Raw genomic sequence first — 15,164 nt, forward strand, 5'->3', positions numbered from 1 at the left:
TCTGACCAGTTTTTTTTCAACAATTCTCTAAAAGCCTCTTGACAAAAGACTTACAGTCTTAACTTGTCACCAATGCTTGGTAAGGGGAGGGTTGGGGTGGGGTAAAAAAATTACGATTCCTACAATAATTGCTATATAAATATTTTTTTTACGAACCGCGAAGGCGCTAATAAAGCGAAGAGAATTAAGAGGGAACTTGACAATTACTAGCTAGGTTTTCCAATCAACGAAACGGGCGTAAATATAAGCAATAATTTCTCCGATCACAGTCCGAAAACCTTCGCTCGATTTCCACCATTCTTGTGGGTTGTAATCTTGCGATTCAGCAGCTATAATCCCGACTTTAATGCCAGGATTCAGGACTTCTTGGAAAACAATCCAACTTCTGCGGGCGTGAGGGCCAAAAGAATAAAGATTAATTGATTCAACTTTTATGGCAGAAGCAGCCAGCCAATCGCGAAGTGCGATCGCCGAAGCAGCAGTGCGGTGTTTGACAACACTCGCTGCTGGTACTGCTACTACTTGGTTTGTATCAAATCCTAGCGCAATAAAAGTCGCGGCAGTTAGTTCGGCATAATTTTTATATTCAGCAAGATAGAAGCCTTTACTTAAAGGAACTCCTGTGGTAATTAATTGGCGGTATTCGCCTTTTTTGAATTCGGCGATCGCACTTTCGATCGCATAATCCGGCAACCACCCTTCGACAACCAAGATATCTGCTTTAATCGGCGCATTTACCGCCAAAAACGGATGGATATTTGTGAGAATTAAGATCATTGCAATTATTAATCCCATCAGAGCAATTACCCAACCTTCCTTGGTAACTGCCCACATTTCTCGGCGGCGGATTAGACGAATTCTCATTTTAACTCGATCTAAATGTTTTCTTCGGGTATGGAGACCGATTCGGCGAGACTGGGGAAGAGGGAAATAGTGGGAAAGTAATAGAATTTCCCAATGCCCAATGCCCCATTCCCAATGCCCCATTCCCAAATTATTGGTGTTTAAGATACTCAAAAACGCTTTTATCCCCAATATCCTGCGGCATCGGTTGAAAAAACTTGCGTACAGCAAAGATAATAAACAAAGCCGCCCAAACTGCCAGCAAAAATTGTTCATTTTCGGCTGACAAAAATCCAAAAATATGTCCTAAAATTAACAAAGGAACTCCCGGAGTCAAAAACTTAGTTTCGAGGCGATTAAAGCAGAATGCTTCCTTAAAATAAATGCCATTTAAGGCTGCAAAAGTAAAGCCAATTCCCCACAACGTCGCGGGATGTTCGTACACTGCTAAAGCTAGAGGTTGGCTGCTTTGTAGGGCCACAAACAATGCTGCCGCGCCGCCGATCGCCCAAAACGCCTGTAGTGTTCGGTGCAGCGCAATCATGTAAATGTGAATAGTTGCCAAGCTGACGCCTAAAGCGATCCAGAAACAAGCAAAAACAGGCGTTACAGCTTGGATTGCCATCGGGTTATCGCCCTGTTGTAGCACCAGAGTAGTGCCGATCGCAAAACACAGCGCCGCCACCCCCAATCCAGCGCGGTAAATCAACACTCCCGTGCGATCGTTTTGAGTAATCGTAAATTCGCCGAATTGTCCTTGATAGACTGGCGATTCATCAGGTGATTTCAGTAGTTGCATTACAGCTTCCTCCTATCAGACACGAATGTACTTCTGCCAAGATATACTTTATTGATAAACCGATCCAGCGAGACCGAGCGATGCCTAAATTTAACAAGCCTAAAGTTAACCAGCCTAAAGTTAACAAGTCTAAAGTTAACAAGTCTAAAGTGGACGATCGCCTAGAGCAAAGCAAATCCCTTTCTTCACAATCCGAACTTCCTCCAGTTCAGCTTGATGAAACCATTGTAGCAGGCAGAAGACCGAAACCGGTCAACGACTTTCAGAGCCTGCTGGAGGAATTATCCGAATTGAGAGCGGGGTTCGATCCAGAAATGTTAGCGCATCTCGATAAAAATATGCCATTTAATACCAAGCAATTTGAAACTAAAATCAGTAAGATTTTGGGATCAAAAAATATTGATTTCAACCTAAAAAATTCACTCAAATATCTAGATTACATCAAGGAAAATATTCAACTCCCCTGCCACGTTACTGGCATAGAAGAGTTTGAATGGGAAGAAGAATATACAATGGGTTCGGGCAGCAAAAAAGAATATGCACGGCTCAAAAAAACTCAACCTTCTTATACTGATAGATTCACAATTAATCGGTTGGAGGATTTGGTGCTTCAGGAAGAAGGCATATTTGTGGAAGTGCAGCGCGTCAGCGATCGCCAAAAGTTTATGTTGCCTTTATCAGAGTTAGAATCAGTTGATGTAACCTCCCGAAACAATCAGTTATTAGATGATTATGCCATGTGGTTTATCAATTATTAAGGAAGAGTGAAAAAGTGGAAAACTGGAGGAGGGGAAGAGGGGAAGAGGGGAAGAGTGGGGATGGGAAAAATCTCCCTTCTTCCTTCTTCCGGACATCCGTTACAGAATCCGTTGCCGAACTTCCTTCTTCCTTCTTCCGGACATCCGTTACATCCGTTACAGAATCCGTTGCCGAACTTCCTTCTTAATTAAATTGAAGCTGGCAAGTGCGATCGCGAAACCAAAGCCAAAGCTTCAACCAAACTGCGAACAGCCGCAATCATCGCCACTTCGCTATTCAGTTGGCTGACAGCAGAACCGACACCAACACCTGCAGCACCGGCTCCAATAGCGAGCGGTGCGGTGACGCTGGAGATACCGGAAGCGCAGAGTACGGGGACGGATACGGCGCGGGAAATTTCAAAGGCTGCAGCCAAAGTAGGCGCTGCTTTTTCAATTAATCCCAATGTGCCGGCGTGAATTGGTTGAGCGCTTGTGCCACCTTCGGTTTGAATGATGTTAGCCCCAGCTTTGACTAATTCAATTGCTAACTGCACTTGTTTGTCGAGTGCCAAAATGTGGGGAACTGTTACAGAAAGAGTGATGTTTGGAAACAGCGATCGAGTTTCGCGAGTCAACTGCAAAACTTCCTCAGCTTCAAAGCGGCGGCCTACTGCGTAGAAAGCATCAAAGTTACCAATTTCAATCAAATCAGCGCCAGCTTCTACCGCAGGCACAAACTTTTCTGGTTCCACAGCCGATACACAAATTGGCAAATTTGTCAACTGTTTTGCCATCAATACCAAATCGCGATCGGCAGCAATATCAACAAAGGAAGCACCGCCGAGATCCGCTGCTTTGACGACAGCCGCAACGTTGGCGGCGTCAAAATTATTTAAACCGCTGATAATTTTCAGGGCGCGACCTTGCTCAAATGCGCGCTGCAATTTAGAATTTACACTCATCGTTAGTTTTCCAACTCAAAAAATTTCTTAGACTCATTTTGACACGAATTAGAAAAATTTTTGGTTTTTAATTCTTAATTTTTAATTACTACGCGGCTGGCGAAATTTGTAAACATCTTTGATAACTTGTGCCCAGCCGTCAGAGAGAGATTCGAGAATACGAGATCCCTTTTCTTTCGTCGCCACCGTCGCATCGCCCAACACACCGCTTTCAGTCAACTCTCGCGTCAGCCAAGCAAAAGGCAAATTCCCTTCCATACTCAGCAAACTGTCTGTTGGTAAACCCTGCGGGTATTCGCAAATAGCCAGTTCCATTTTCACCTGTTCGGGCAAAATTGACAACATCAAACTCGTTTCTGCATCGCCCGCGTGAATTCCAAACTCCAATTCCTTTGCAGTTAATAATTCAGCAGCCACATTCGGAACGCCCCAAACAAACAGCGGAAAAACAGAAAAATCCTGATATTTATGATGAATATCCCGCGCCGCAATTTCCATTACCTGTGGCTGTCCGCCGTGACCATTCATTAACACGAATTTTCTAAATCCAGCTTGATAAATACTGTCCGCAATTTCACTGATTACTGCTAAAACAGTCTGAGCACTGAGCATAATTGTACCGGGAAAATGGCAGTGTTCGTTCGACTTGCCATAGTACAAAGGTGGCAAAGCATAGGCGGGAATATTTGCCTCTAACTTTGCCAGGGCTTTGCCTGTCACCGCTGTGCTAATTGCCGCATCTACAATTAAAGGCAAATGGGGGCCGTGCTGTTCGATCGCACCTAGCGGCAGAATTATCACAGTATTTTCCTTATCCGGCATAGACTGAATTTCTCTCCAAGTCAGATAGGGAAAAAAGCGCGATTCTGGAATGAAATTGTGCATATTGTGGCGACAATAGTAAAAGTAAGCAAGGCAATCAATTAACCTGAAAACTAAAAATAAATTCCCTAGATAGCTAGTAGAGAAATGATGCTGTCTCTCCGTAGATGCTATAATTTATAGCAGATGCTTTAAGAGGGCGCTGATGTACGCTCGCCAGCTCAGACCGAAAGACATAGATACCACTAATTGATGGAAGCTTGGCCAACCCCACAAACTAATTTAACCGACATTCCGATCGCCGAGGAACTGTCGCGCCGCATCCCTCGATCGCACGATCACAAAGCAGAAAACCGAGCGCTGCAAACGCTGGCCCGACAATTGGCAACCTCACCCCACAGGCTGCTCAAAACACTGGTGGCGATCGCGAAAGATTTGTGCGGCGCAGGAAGTGTCGGAGTCTGCTTACTAGAAGAAAATGCCCGTTCCGAACAAATCTTTCGGTGGGAGGCATTGGCGGGCGCGTGGGAAGCAGCAGAAGATACAAACACACCCCGCAAATTGCGTTTGTCGGGAACCCCGATCGATCGCCAAACTCCTCAGCTTTACTTCGCTCCCGAACAATATTTTACCGACTTACAGCAGCTAGAATTGCCGATCGCCGAAGCGTTAGTCGTGCCACTGGAAGCAGAAAATCAACCGCTGGGGGCAATATGGATTGTATCTCACGATTCCGCTCGCCAATTCGATGCCGAAGACTTGCGGATCGCGATCGCCCTAGCAGACTTTGCCGTTGCCGCCGTACAAATCGATCGCGCCCATCAAACCAAAGAAGCTTTGCGAGAAAGCGAAGAACGCTGGCAGCTAGCCTGTGCCGGCAACAACGACGGCATTTGGGATCAGAACCTGAAAACGAATTGCCAGATCCTGAGCGATCGCTGTTTAGAGATTTTGGAACGTCGGCCCGAAGAAGTCAAAAACTTCAGCCAATATTTGAGCTACATTCATCCCGATGATTTGGAGATGATGCAAAGCAATTGGCAGCAGCACTTGCATCGAGAAACCTCACATTACTGCTGCGAGTACCGCGTTCGTTGTCCCGACGGCCGCTACAAATGGATTTTAGCCAGAGGGCGAGCAATTTGGGACGAGTCAGGCAATCCCGTGCGGGCTGTGGGTTCCGTGACAGATATCACGGATCGCAAACAAACTGAAATTGCCTTGAAACAAAGCGAAGAACGTTTGAGCGTCGCCATCGAAGGCTCAGGCATGGCAACCTGGGATTTAGACGTGCGAACAAATCGAGTAATTTGGTCGGCGACCCATTTCAGCATTTTGGGCTGCGAACCAGTACCAGACGGCGAAGTAAGCGTAGCTGTGTGGGAAAACTGCGTGCATCCAGACGACTTAAAGCAAGTCATGGAAGCAGCCAAAACAGCTCGGCAAACGAGATCGCTCTACTCCCCGGAATACCGGATCATCCGGGCCGACACACGAGAAATCCGCTGGTTGAGAGCGTTCGGGCGCTATCTCTACGACGCCGCAGGCGAAGCAGTGCGGTTTATCGGAGTATTATTTGATGCTACCGATCGCAAAAAGGCCGAACTCGCCCTACAAGAAAGCGAGCAAACCGTGCGCCGTCAACTTGTAGAGATAGAGTCGCTCTACCAAACAACTCCCGTGGGTTTGGCTGTTTTAGACACAGATTTGCGGTTCGTGCGGCTCAACCAGCGGTTTGCCCAAATGAACGGCTTGGCCGTAGAAATGCACATCGGTCATACCCTGCGCGAAATTGTCCCCGACTGGGCAGACACAGCCGAACCTTTGTTGGGCCACCTTCTAGACACCGGAGAACCGATCCGAAATTTTGAACTCACGGGTGAAACCAGGGATCAACCCACTGTTGTTCGCACTTGGCTCCAGAATTGGTGGCCACTCAGAGACAGGGGCCCAGAGATTGTCGGAATTCATATGGTGGTACAGGAAATTACCGCTCGCAAAATGGCCGAACTCGCCTTGCAAGAAAGCTACAACCGTTTCCAATCAGCTACAAGGGCGATCGACGGCATGGTGTTTGAGTGGGATTTGGCAGCAAACTCAGTTTACCGTTCCCAGGGACTGTGCTCGATCGTCGGTGTCTACCCAGAGGATGCACCCGCCACAGCAGAGTGGTGGAGAGAACGCATCCATCCCGTCGATTTGGCACGTATCCAAGCCGGGGGGCAATCAATCTTGAATATTCCCGATCGCTATGAAATCGAGTACCGAGTCCGGCACCAAGACGGGCGCTGGATCGATGTTTCGGAACGCGGCTGTTTAATCCGCAACCAGCAAGGCGAAGCAACCAAAATAGTCGGCTTCACCAGCAACATTACCCAGCGCAAACAAGCAGAAGCAGCACTGCGCGATCGTGAAACCCACCTACAGTTGATTCTCGACAGCGCCAAAGACTACGCCATCTTCACCATCGACACCGACGGACAGGTTACCAGTTGGAACGCAGGCGCCCAGAGATTGCTGGGCTATACCGAAGCTGAAATCCTCGGCCTGGACGGACGCATCATCTTTACTCCAGAAGACTCAGCAGCCCGAATGCCGGAAGCAGAAATGCACATCGCCCTGACTCAGGGAAAGGCAGAAAACGAGCGCTGGCACCTCCGCAAAGACGGCAGCCGCTTGTGGGGCAGCGGGCTGGTGATGCCCCTGCGCGACGCAGACGGCGAGGTGCAAGGTTTCCTGAAAATTATGCAGGACAAAACCGAGCGCCGGCAAATAGAAGAAGCACTGCGGCACAGCGAAAATCTCTATCGCACCCTCGCCGATGGTGTCCCGGAATTAATGTGGATCAACACCGCCGACGGCAGGTTAGAGTTTTGCAACCAACACTGGAAAAGCTACACCGGGATGATGCCAGAATTGCCGATGCTTGCGCCGGTGCTGCAATTATTTCATCCTGATGATCTGCCAACAGTTGTCGCCACGCGCACTCCTGCGATTGAAGCAGGGGAAGCCTACGAATTCGAGTGTCGGGTACGCAGGTTTGATGGTAATTACCGCTGGCATCTAGCGCGACTTGTACCCGTCAAAGATAGGAAGGGAAAGGTGTTGCAATGGGCTGGTATCGGCATTGATATTGACGATCGCAAACGAGCCGAAGAAAGCTTAGCAGAAAGCGACCGCCGCTTCCGCTTTCTGGCTGAGTCGTTGCCTCACCTGATTTGGAACGTAAGCTCAGCCAGGGAAATTCGCTTTACCAATAAACAAAGATGGTTGGAATATCTGGGGATGTCTTACGAGGAAGCCGCTCAAAGCAATTGGGAATCCCTAGTCCCGCCCTCGGATTTGGCAGAATCTTGGGCCCGCTGGGAAGAATGTCTAATCAGCGGAGAAGTTTATCAAGTTGAGCTGCGCCTCCGGCGGGCAGCAGACCAAATGGAACGCTGGCATTTGTCCCGCGCGGTGCCAATTCGCGACGCAGGAGGCCAGATTGTCGAGTGGATCGGTACGAATACTGATATTCACGATCGCAAACAAGCCCAACTTAACGAGCAGTTTCTCTCTGATCTCGAAGTCCGCTTGCGACAGCGCATCAACCCCGCAGAAATGTTGTCGGAAGCGATGAACAGTCTGGGAGAATATTTAAAGGTCGATCGCTGCATCTGGCACGAAATCGATGTAGAAGCCGATCGGGCAATTGTCCACCAAGACTGGCATCAGTCCGACCTTGCCAGCGCCGTCGGCACTTATCAAATCTCAGACTTTAAGACCCCAGAACTGAAAGCTCTGTCTATGGCTGGTCAAACACTTGTCATCTCAGATATCGCTAATGATCCGCATACAGCGCATTTATTCGATAACTACGGTGCCGTGTCGATTCGTGCTTTGGTCGATGTTCCCTGCCTTCAGGAAGGGCGCTGGGTGGCTCTTTTGGTGGTGACATCAAAGGTGGTTCGGCACTGGCGGCCCGATGAAGTTTGGCTGATGCAAGAAGTGGTGGCTCGCCTCTGGACGGTGATCCTGCACGCGCGAGCCCTGCATGAGCTGCACGAAAGCGAGGCTCGGTTCCGCGCTCTAGCTGACAACATCGCTCAGTTGGCCTGGATGACAGATCCCACTGGCGCGAGCTTATGGTATAATCAGCGCTGGTTTGACTACACGGGCACAACCCTAGAAGAAATGCGAGGCTGGGGCTGGCAACTGTTACACCACCCGGAACACCTCGAGCGCGTTGTCGAAAAATTTAGGCGCTGCATTGAAACAGGCGAACTCTGGGAAGATACTTTCCCCTTGCGCGGCAAAGACGGATCGTACCGCTGGTTTCTCTCGTGCGCCGTGCCGATTCGCGACGATCAAGGCAACGTGCTGCGCTGGTGTGGCACTAACACCGATATTACCGATCAAAAAGTTGCAGAAGCGGAACGGGAACTCCTTCTAGCGCGGGAAAAGGCAGCGCGGGAAGAAGCAGAACAGGCTAACCGCGTCAAAGACGAATTTTTGGCTGTTTTGTCTCACGAATTGCGGACTCCCTTAAACCCGATTATGGGCTGGGCGAAGCTGCTGCAATCGAATCTTCTGACACCGGAAAAGCAGCGTTATGCCTTAGAGACGATCGAGCGCAACGCCAAACTACAAACTCAGCTTATCGAAGATTTGCTTGACGTGTCGGGGATTCTGCAAGGTAAGGTTAGCTTGAATATTGCACCTGTGGATTTAGCTGGGGTAATCAGCGCCGCCATTGAAACGATGCGTCTGGCGGCGGAAGTCAAGTCGATTCAAATCAGCACTCAATTTGCACCGCATCTGGGCCCGGTGTTGGGCGATGCGGGCAGACTTCAGCAGGTAGTCTGGAATTTACTGTCAAATGCCGTCAAGTTCACCCCGCCCGGAGGCAAAATTGAAGTCGTTCTCGATCGGGTGGACACCTTGGCCCAAATTACTGTAACTGATACGGGAAAAGGTATCGAACCTGATTTTCTGCCCTATGTATTCGACTACTTCCGGCAAGCTGACAGCTCGATAACGCGCAAGTTTGGCGGATTGGGTTTAGGATTGGCGATCGTCCGCCATCTCGTCGAACTCCACGGTGGCACGGTAAAATCCGACAGTCCGGGCGAAGGAAAAGGTGCAACCTTGACCGTCAGGATACCTCTGATGCCCGTGCCCTCTCAGACCAGCCCTGCGGGAACTGCGTCGCGGGACGAGTCCTTCAATTTGAGCGGTATCAGGGTGTTAGCGGTGGATGATGAGGCCGATGCGCTAGATTTAGTGGTTTTTCTGCTTGAGGAGTGTGGGGCAAGTGTTACAGCAGTTGCTAACGCGGCCGATGCCTTGGCGGTTTTAACTGAGTCTGTGCCGGATTTGCTGTTGAGCGATATTGGAATGCCCGACACGGACGGTTATATGTTGATGCGACAGGTTCGGGCTCTGGCGCCCGACAAAGGGGGACGGATTCCGGCGATCGCCCTCACGGCTTATGCTGGAGAGATTGACTATCAGCAGGCCATGGCTGCGGGGTTCTGGCGCCACATTTCCAAGCCTTTAGATCCCGACAAGTTGGTGCAGGCGATTTGGGAGGTACTCGATCGATCGGGCAAAAACCTTATTTAAAGTGTTTTTGTGTCGGAAAAGTCTTTATTTAACGAACCGCGAAGATGCAAAGAACGCGGTCGGCGAAGCCGTTCCCGAAGGGTAGGAGGAAGGGAAGAAGATAGGAAGAAGTTAATAATCTCAATTCCGCTTATATCTGAGATATTGCACCCTTTTCAATCAGCGTTTTATTGACTGGCTAGGAGCAATGGCGCACAATAAAATTAACTTTTTGTGGAACAGGCATCTTGCCTGTTCATAAAAAGCTTATTGAAAATGGTGTAACATCCCAGATGTAACCAATTTTATTGTCGTTTGCTCGCGCATCATCTCAAACAAAAAAACCTCACAGATGGAGGTTTTTTGATTATTTTTGGTGCTAGTCGGACAGGTTAAAACATCCTGTCCCTGCATAATGCCCACAGCCCTAAGACTCGATTCTTAGCGGTAGTCACTTCGCACGGCTGGCTCGCGATCACTCGTTGTAGTTGTATAGCGGACATTTTCTTCGCGTTTGCGGGGAATCAAACCCAACAAACCAGACAAGCCTAGCAATCCCAACCATCCCCAATCAAAATCGCGATCGGTCTCAGCATTGTAGACATCGGAGCGAGGAGTTGTGGTGGTTGTAGTGCTGTTAGTACCGGAAGTAGTACCGCCCGTTGTATCTGTCTGAGCTGAAGCAGGGAGATGAGCTGGTGCTAGGGCTAAACCAGCAGCTATAATACCTGCACCGATTGCTTTGGATAAATCAGAACGTTTCATAATTCAAATGCTCTCTGTTGGCTAAAATCTTTAACTATCAAAACTATATCAATGGGCTTTTAAAGTTAAATCCATCTCTAGCAGTAAAGATGGTTATGTTCCACCTATAACTACAGATTGATATCCAATTTTTAGCAGACACACAAAATGAAATATTGCTCGCGGAGGCACTCCGGTACTAGACATAGGGGGTCTGGCACCTCAGTCGGTTATGAGGCACTCCGGCAGTCCCGACAATAGACAAGGTGTTGTTTACAAAAAAAGGTAAACTCAGATATTGCACAGATAAGTGTTGGAACTCGATCGACGGAGATCAAAACTTTTGGGTATAGAGTTACGCAGCTACGTATTTCTAGACAACTTGCAGCCACAGCACGCAGCATACATCGGCACAGTCGCCGCCGGATTCTTGCCGCTGCCAGGGGATGCGTCGCTGTGGATAGAAATCTCGCCCGGTATCGAAATTAACCGAATTACCGATGTCGCCCTCAAATCTGCCTCCGTGCGCCCAGGGGTGCAGATAGTCGAGCGCTTGTACGGTCTTCTGGAAGTACACTCGAGTCAGCAGGGGGAAACGCGGGCAGCAGGCAAAGCAATTCTAGAATTCATCGGAGTCCGCAGAGAAGAATGTATCAAACCGCGAGTGATTTCCAGTCAAATTATTCGCAATATTGATGCCCACCAAACACAATTAATCAACCGCACCCGGCGCGGACAGTTGCTGCTGGCGGGACAAACGCTTTACGTCTTGGAAGTAGAACCGGCGGCCTATGCAGCGCTGGCGGCTAATGAAGCAGAAAAAGGCGCATCTATTAACATCTTAGAGGTTCAGGCTGTAGGTAGTTTCGGACGGCTTTACCTCGGCGGCGCAGAACGAGATATTATAGCAGGTTCCCAGGCAGCAATTGCGGCGGTGGAAAGCGTGACGGGTCGAGAAAATCCAGCAATTTTTGGTCGCAAGGAATAGCCGTTAAAGGAGATGCAATTATGGCAAATACACAGCATTTAGCGCTGTTAAAAAAAGGTGCAGTCACTTGGATTAAATGGAGAAGTCTCAACCCAAATATAGAACCGGATCTCAGCGAAGCTAACCTCGCGGAAGCAAATCTCAGAGGTGCACATCTTTGGCGATCGAACCTTTTTAAAACAGATTTGTTTAAGGCTAAATTAATTGCGGCAAACCTGGCAGAATCTAATTTTAGTTTAGCAAATCTTGCGGGAGCGCAACTGCTGGAATCTAATTTAATTAAAGCTAATTTAACGGGAACCAACCTGCAAGCGGCTGACATCAGGGGATCTGATTTGAGCGGTGCTAATTTAATTGGGGCTGACCTCACCGCTGCTAATCTCCAAGAAACAGATTTCGGTGATGCGAATTTAATCGGTGCGGTGATGTCTGGAGTTAATGCGATGGGCGCGAACCTCAACTGTGCTAATCTCTGTCAAGCTAATCTCACTCAAGCCGAATTGATTGAAGCACATTGCTATGCAGCTAATTTCTCTAAAGCTAACCTCGGAGAAGCTCACTTCACTGGAGCATATCTTTTCCGGGCAAATCTATGTTTTGCACAGTTGATTGCGGCAGATTTCCGGTGGACAAACCTTGGCAAAGCTGATTTGAGAGGGGCTAATTTGACCGGGGCAAATCTCAGGGGAGCGAACTTGGCGGGAGCTAATTTGGGTGAAGCTATTTTGAAAGGAACAATCATGCCTGATGGCAGCATTGTTTGATAAATATTGGATAATATTTAGTCCTGTGAAATAACGGCGATAGTTAAAAAAAGCGAGTTGCGGGTTTACCGAAAGGATTGCCAAAACATGAGCTTTTGGGGCGGGTTGAGGCTTTCTCTCGAATATAACAAAGCCGAGATTGAGTAAACTCGCCTCGGCTCAAAACTCGCAACTGTCGATCGATTAATTTTGGCCAGGGGGCGATATTTGATAAAGTCCTCTAACGGGCCCTGGATCACTCGGTGAATTTTGCTGCTGCGTTGGAAGTGTAAACTGATCTTGGAGTCCGGCGGGAGTGGGGAAACAGCCGCTTGGTTGAGGTCCTAGCTGGCAAGCTGCAGGCAGTGCCATGATTGAGGCATCGAAGGGATTGACGGCATCTGGCACGCGCAGAATCGGGTCGCTGGAAACTTGCCGCTGCATTACTCGGCGGTAGAAGCCGTTGACGCGACTAGCATCCCGCTCAATTTCTTTTTCGGGAAAGGCAACGACGCCGCTGGGGGAACCGATGCCTAAATAGTCGCCCAAGTAACCTTGCAAGCTGACGTTGTGGTAAAAGTCTCCTGAAGCTTGAAAAAATTGTCGGTTGAAGTCGTCGGCAATCGGGTGAAATCGCTCTGTTTGTGCTTGAGCTGGTTTGACCGATGCCAGTGCGGCAGAGGCGACAGCGAGAATTAATGCGCCGCTCAGGCTTTTTAACTTTTGACTCATATATTTGGGCCTTTTTAATTAATTCCGATTCCACTATAAACTGATTATCGACGGATTATTTGTGTTTTTTACACGGTGTGAGTTATGGATGCTGCGGATTTAAAGGTGTTGCGCGATCGACTTCTAGATTTGTTGTGCGAGTTTGCTTATCGTGAAGGCGATTTTGTGCTGTCTTCGGGCCAGAAAAGTTCTTATTACATTAACTGCAAACCGGTGACGCTGCACGCTGAAGGTGCTTTGGCAACGGGACGTTTGCTGTTGTCGATGTTGTCGTCGGATGTGCAAGCTGTAGGTGGTTTGACATTGGGCGCTGACCCGATTGTAACTGCGGTGAGCGTAGTTTCGGCTTTGGGCGATCGACCTATACCAGCTTTAATTGTCAGAAAGGAGACGAAGGGACACGGGACAATGGCGTATATTGAGGGGCCGCTGTTGCCAGAGGGGACGAATGTGGCGGTTTTGGAGGATGTGGTGACGACGGGTAAGTCGGCGATGCAGGCGGTGGAACGGTTGCGGGCGGCTGGTTATAAAGTCGATCGTATTTTGTCGCTGATTGACAGAGAGCAAGGTGGAGGGGAATTATATCGCGAGGCCGGATTGGATTTTCAAGCCATTTTTACCATTCAGGATCTTAAGGAATGGATTAGTAGCAAAAAATAACCGGGCGCGCATCTAATTGTGACAATCCTATTTCTTGAAACTCTTTCTTGTGCGCTGGGCTAGAAGCCAACCCCGAAAAGTCCTCTCGTTTCTCTCGTCTCTGGTTACCAGGTTCTCTCGTTACCAGGTTCTACCTGGTAACAAAGATCCAGAGGCTCTGCCTCATGTTAACAATGGTGCAAGATATCAATCTTAACAAGCCAGTTTAAGGCTATGAAAACCATCCGTTTTATTGACTTATTCTCAGGAATAGGCGGCATGAGATTAGCCTTTGAATCCGCCGCTCGTTCCTTGAATCTGGAAACAGAATGCGTATTAAGCAGCGAAATCAATCCCGACGCTCAGTTAGTTTACCAGAAAAACTTTGCCGACACACCTTTAGGCGACATCCGATTAATTGACAAACTGCCTGAACATGAAATTTTACTAGCGGGATTTCCTTGTCAGTCTTTCTCCTATGCTGGCAAAAAAGAGGGCTTTGGAGACACCAGAGGCACCCTATTTTTTGAGATTGCAAGGTTAATTGATACCTTTAAACCTCAAGCATTTATTTTCGAGAACGTGCGGGGGCTTGTCAGCCACGACGGCGGCAGAACCCTCGAAACTATTAAGGGCGAAATCAAAAGCCGAGGTTACAGCTTCGATTATTTCTTGCTTAACAGCTCTAACTTTAGCTTACCTCAGAACCGTGTCCGAGTTTACCTAGTAGGAATTTTAAATGCTTCGCCCCAATTTGGCTTAATTTCTGACTTAGGCCCAAAAGATTCGCATTCCTCTAGTCATCAACAGCTATCGTTCTTTTCCCCCTTAAGTCAACCTGTCACAGTTGCAGATATTTTGGAAGACAATCCCGATCCAAAATATGATTGTTCGCCAGAATTTGTTAATGCCTTGAAACAAATAGTTAACAATGATTTTAGCCGACTGCACGGTAGGCGGCTAATTGACTATCGTGGTGGTAATTCGATTCATTCTTGGGAACTGGGTTTGCGAGGCGAGTGCAGTTTAGACGAAATTGAATTAATGAATCTTTTTATCTTGAAAAGGCGCAATAAAGAATTTGGAGCTGACCAAGATGGCAAGCTATTAACTAAAGAGCAAATAGGTACTTTTTTTGCTCATCCCAATCTCGATGAAATTCTGGATTCCTTGGTAACAAAAAAGTACCTGCAACGGAACAACAATCAATACAAACCTGTATCAGGTAACTTTTCCTTTGAAGTCTATAAATTTCTCGATCCGCAGAAAATTTCTGTAACAATTGTTGCCAGTGATGCTAATAGATTAGGAGTTTACTATCATAACCGAGTTCGCAGGATTACTCCCCGCGAGGCGGCGCGGTTACAAGGTTTTTCCGATAGTTTTATGCTGCATCCTAATGATGATAAAGCTTATCATCAACTAGGTAATAGTGTAAGTATTAATGTAGTTAAAGCGGTTGCTCTAGAAGTTATCCAGAATGTTTTGTGTTCTACCAAACAAAAAGTTAGCTCCTGGTGAATTGGGAAGGGTGAGCCGAGTATTTACCCCCCCCGATCAATTAGC

Annotated in this window: 12 protein-coding genes; 6 read left to right on the forward strand and 6 right to left on the reverse strand. The window is 48.1% G+C overall.

Annotated elements, in window-relative coordinates; translation table 11 throughout:
* Positions 1 to 210: 210 nt before the first annotated feature.
* Both QUA03_RS18315 and QUA03_RS18320 read right to left on the reverse strand, forming a co-directional pair.
* Positions 211 to 864 carry a YdcF family protein gene (locus QUA03_RS18315; protein ID WP_333213724.1) on the reverse strand — a complete coding sequence of 218 codons (654 nt, stop codon included), beginning with the start codon at positions 862 to 864 and terminating at the stop codon, positions 211 to 213.
* A 130-nt stretch (positions 865 to 994) separates the two neighbouring features.
* On the reverse strand, positions 995 to 1,642 hold the full coding sequence (locus QUA03_RS18320) for a DUF2301 domain-containing membrane protein (protein ID WP_333055172.1): 648 nt from the start codon (positions 1,640 to 1,642) through the stop codon (positions 995 to 997).
* Positions 1,643 to 1,722: 80 nt separating this feature from the next.
* On the opposite strand from QUA03_RS18320, the gene QUA03_RS18325 reads away from it, so the two are divergent.
* On the forward strand, positions 1,723 to 2,400 hold the full coding sequence (locus tag QUA03_RS18325) for a calcium-binding protein (protein ID WP_333213727.1): 678 nt from the start codon (positions 1,723 to 1,725) through the stop codon (positions 2,398 to 2,400).
* Positions 2,401 to 2,588: 188 nt separating this feature from the next.
* Here the strand turns inward: QUA03_RS18325 and QUA03_RS18330 are convergent, their stop codons facing one another.
* The gene (locus tag QUA03_RS18330) at positions 2,589 to 3,344 is read right to left on the reverse strand and encodes a DUF561 domain-containing protein (protein ID WP_333149087.1); all 756 of its coding nucleotides are present in this window, start codon (positions 3,342 to 3,344) and stop codon (positions 2,589 to 2,591) included.
* An 81-nt stretch (positions 3,345 to 3,425) separates the two neighbouring features.
* On the reverse strand, positions 3,426 to 4,229 hold the full coding sequence (locus QUA03_RS18335; RefSeq protein WP_333213729.1) for a creatininase family protein: 804 nt from the start codon (positions 4,227 to 4,229) through the stop codon (positions 3,426 to 3,428).
* A 189-nt stretch (positions 4,230 to 4,418) separates the two neighbouring features.
* Between QUA03_RS18335 and QUA03_RS18340 the strand changes: the two genes are divergently transcribed.
* Positions 4,419 to 9,773: a PAS domain S-box protein gene (locus QUA03_RS18340; protein ID WP_333213731.1), complete on the forward strand. Its 5,355-nt coding sequence runs from the start codon at positions 4,419 to 4,421 to the stop codon at positions 9,771 to 9,773.
* 420 nt (positions 9,774 to 10,193) lie between these two features.
* Here the strand turns inward: QUA03_RS18340 and QUA03_RS18345 are convergent, their stop codons facing one another.
* Complete coding sequence (locus QUA03_RS18345; RefSeq protein WP_333213733.1) at positions 10,194 to 10,517, reverse strand: WGxxGxxG family protein; 324 nt, start codon at positions 10,515 to 10,517, stop codon at positions 10,194 to 10,196.
* A gap of 322 nt (positions 10,518 to 10,839) precedes the next feature.
* On the opposite strand from QUA03_RS18345, the gene QUA03_RS18350 reads away from it, so the two are divergent.
* Together QUA03_RS18350 and QUA03_RS18355 are read left to right on the forward strand one after the other, a co-directional pair.
* Complete coding sequence (locus QUA03_RS18350; protein ID WP_333084286.1) at positions 10,840 to 11,484, forward strand: hypothetical protein; 645 nt, start codon at positions 10,840 to 10,842, stop codon at positions 11,482 to 11,484.
* A 20-nt stretch (positions 11,485 to 11,504) separates the two neighbouring features.
* Complete coding sequence (locus tag QUA03_RS18355) at positions 11,505 to 12,248, forward strand: pentapeptide repeat-containing protein (protein ID WP_333213735.1); 744 nt, start codon at positions 11,505 to 11,507, stop codon at positions 12,246 to 12,248.
* A 183-nt stretch (positions 12,249 to 12,431) separates the two neighbouring features.
* On the opposite strand, the gene QUA03_RS18360 is transcribed toward QUA03_RS18355, so the two are convergent.
* Positions 12,432 to 12,959 carry a hypothetical protein gene (locus tag QUA03_RS18360; protein ID WP_333213737.1) on the reverse strand — a complete coding sequence of 176 codons (528 nt, stop codon included), beginning with the start codon at positions 12,957 to 12,959 and terminating at the stop codon, positions 12,432 to 12,434.
* An 84-nt stretch (positions 12,960 to 13,043) separates the two neighbouring features.
* Here QUA03_RS18360 and pyrE point away from each other — a divergent pair, with 84 nt between their 5' ends.
* Together pyrE and dcm are read left to right on the forward strand one after the other, a co-directional pair.
* Positions 13,044 to 13,619 (forward strand): orotate phosphoribosyltransferase, encoded by a 576-nt coding sequence (gene pyrE / locus QUA03_RS18365; RefSeq protein ID WP_333213739.1) that lies wholly within the window; start codon positions 13,044 to 13,046, stop codon positions 13,617 to 13,619.
* A gap of 213 nt (positions 13,620 to 13,832) precedes the next feature.
* Positions 13,833 to 15,119, forward strand: coding sequence for a DNA (cytosine-5-)-methyltransferase (gene dcm / locus QUA03_RS18370; protein ID WP_333213741.1), 1,287 nt, complete (start codon positions 13,833 to 13,835; stop codon positions 15,117 to 15,119).
* The last annotated feature ends 45 nt before the right edge of the window (positions 15,120 to 15,164 follow it).

The sequence above is a fragment of the Microcoleus sp. S36b_A4 genome (assembly GCF_036700645.1).
Lineage (GTDB): Bacteria > Cyanobacteriota > Cyanobacteriia > Cyanobacteriales > Microcoleaceae > Microcoleus.

Excerpts from the sequence above, each read along its gene's own strand:
- QUA03_RS18315 (WP_333213724.1), bottom strand. The coding sequence starts at position 864 with ATGAGAATTCGTCTAATCCGCCGCCGAGAAATGTGGGCAGTTACCAAG.
- QUA03_RS18320 (WP_333055172.1), bottom strand. The coding sequence starts at position 1,642 with ATGCAACTACTGAAATCACCTGATGAATCGCCAGTCTATCAAGGACAA.
- QUA03_RS18325 (WP_333213727.1), top strand. The coding sequence starts at position 1,723 with ATGCCTAAATTTAACAAGCCTAAAGTTAACCAGCCTAAAGTTAACAAG.
- QUA03_RS18330 (WP_333149087.1), bottom strand. The coding sequence starts at position 3,344 with ATGAGTGTAAATTCTAAATTGCAGCGCGCATTTGAGCAAGGTCGCGCC.
- QUA03_RS18335 (WP_333213729.1), bottom strand. The coding sequence starts at position 4,229 with ATGCACAATTTCATTCCAGAATCGCGCTTTTTTCCCTATCTGACTTGG.
- QUA03_RS18340 (WP_333213731.1), top strand. The coding sequence starts at position 4,419 with ATGGAAGCTTGGCCAACCCCACAAACTAATTTAACCGACATTCCGATC.
- QUA03_RS18345 (WP_333213733.1), bottom strand. The coding sequence starts at position 10,517 with ATGAAACGTTCTGATTTATCCAAAGCAATCGGTGCAGGTATTATAGCT.
- QUA03_RS18355 (WP_333213735.1), top strand. The coding sequence starts at position 11,505 with ATGGCAAATACACAGCATTTAGCGCTGTTAAAAAAAGGTGCAGTCACT.
- QUA03_RS18360 (WP_333213737.1), bottom strand. The coding sequence starts at position 12,959 with ATGAGTCAAAAGTTAAAAAGCCTGAGCGGCGCATTAATTCTCGCTGTC.
- pyrE (WP_333213739.1), top strand. The coding sequence starts at position 13,044 with ATGGATGCTGCGGATTTAAAGGTGTTGCGCGATCGACTTCTAGATTTG.
- dcm (WP_333213741.1), top strand. The coding sequence starts at position 13,833 with ATGAAAACCATCCGTTTTATTGACTTATTCTCAGGAATAGGCGGCATG.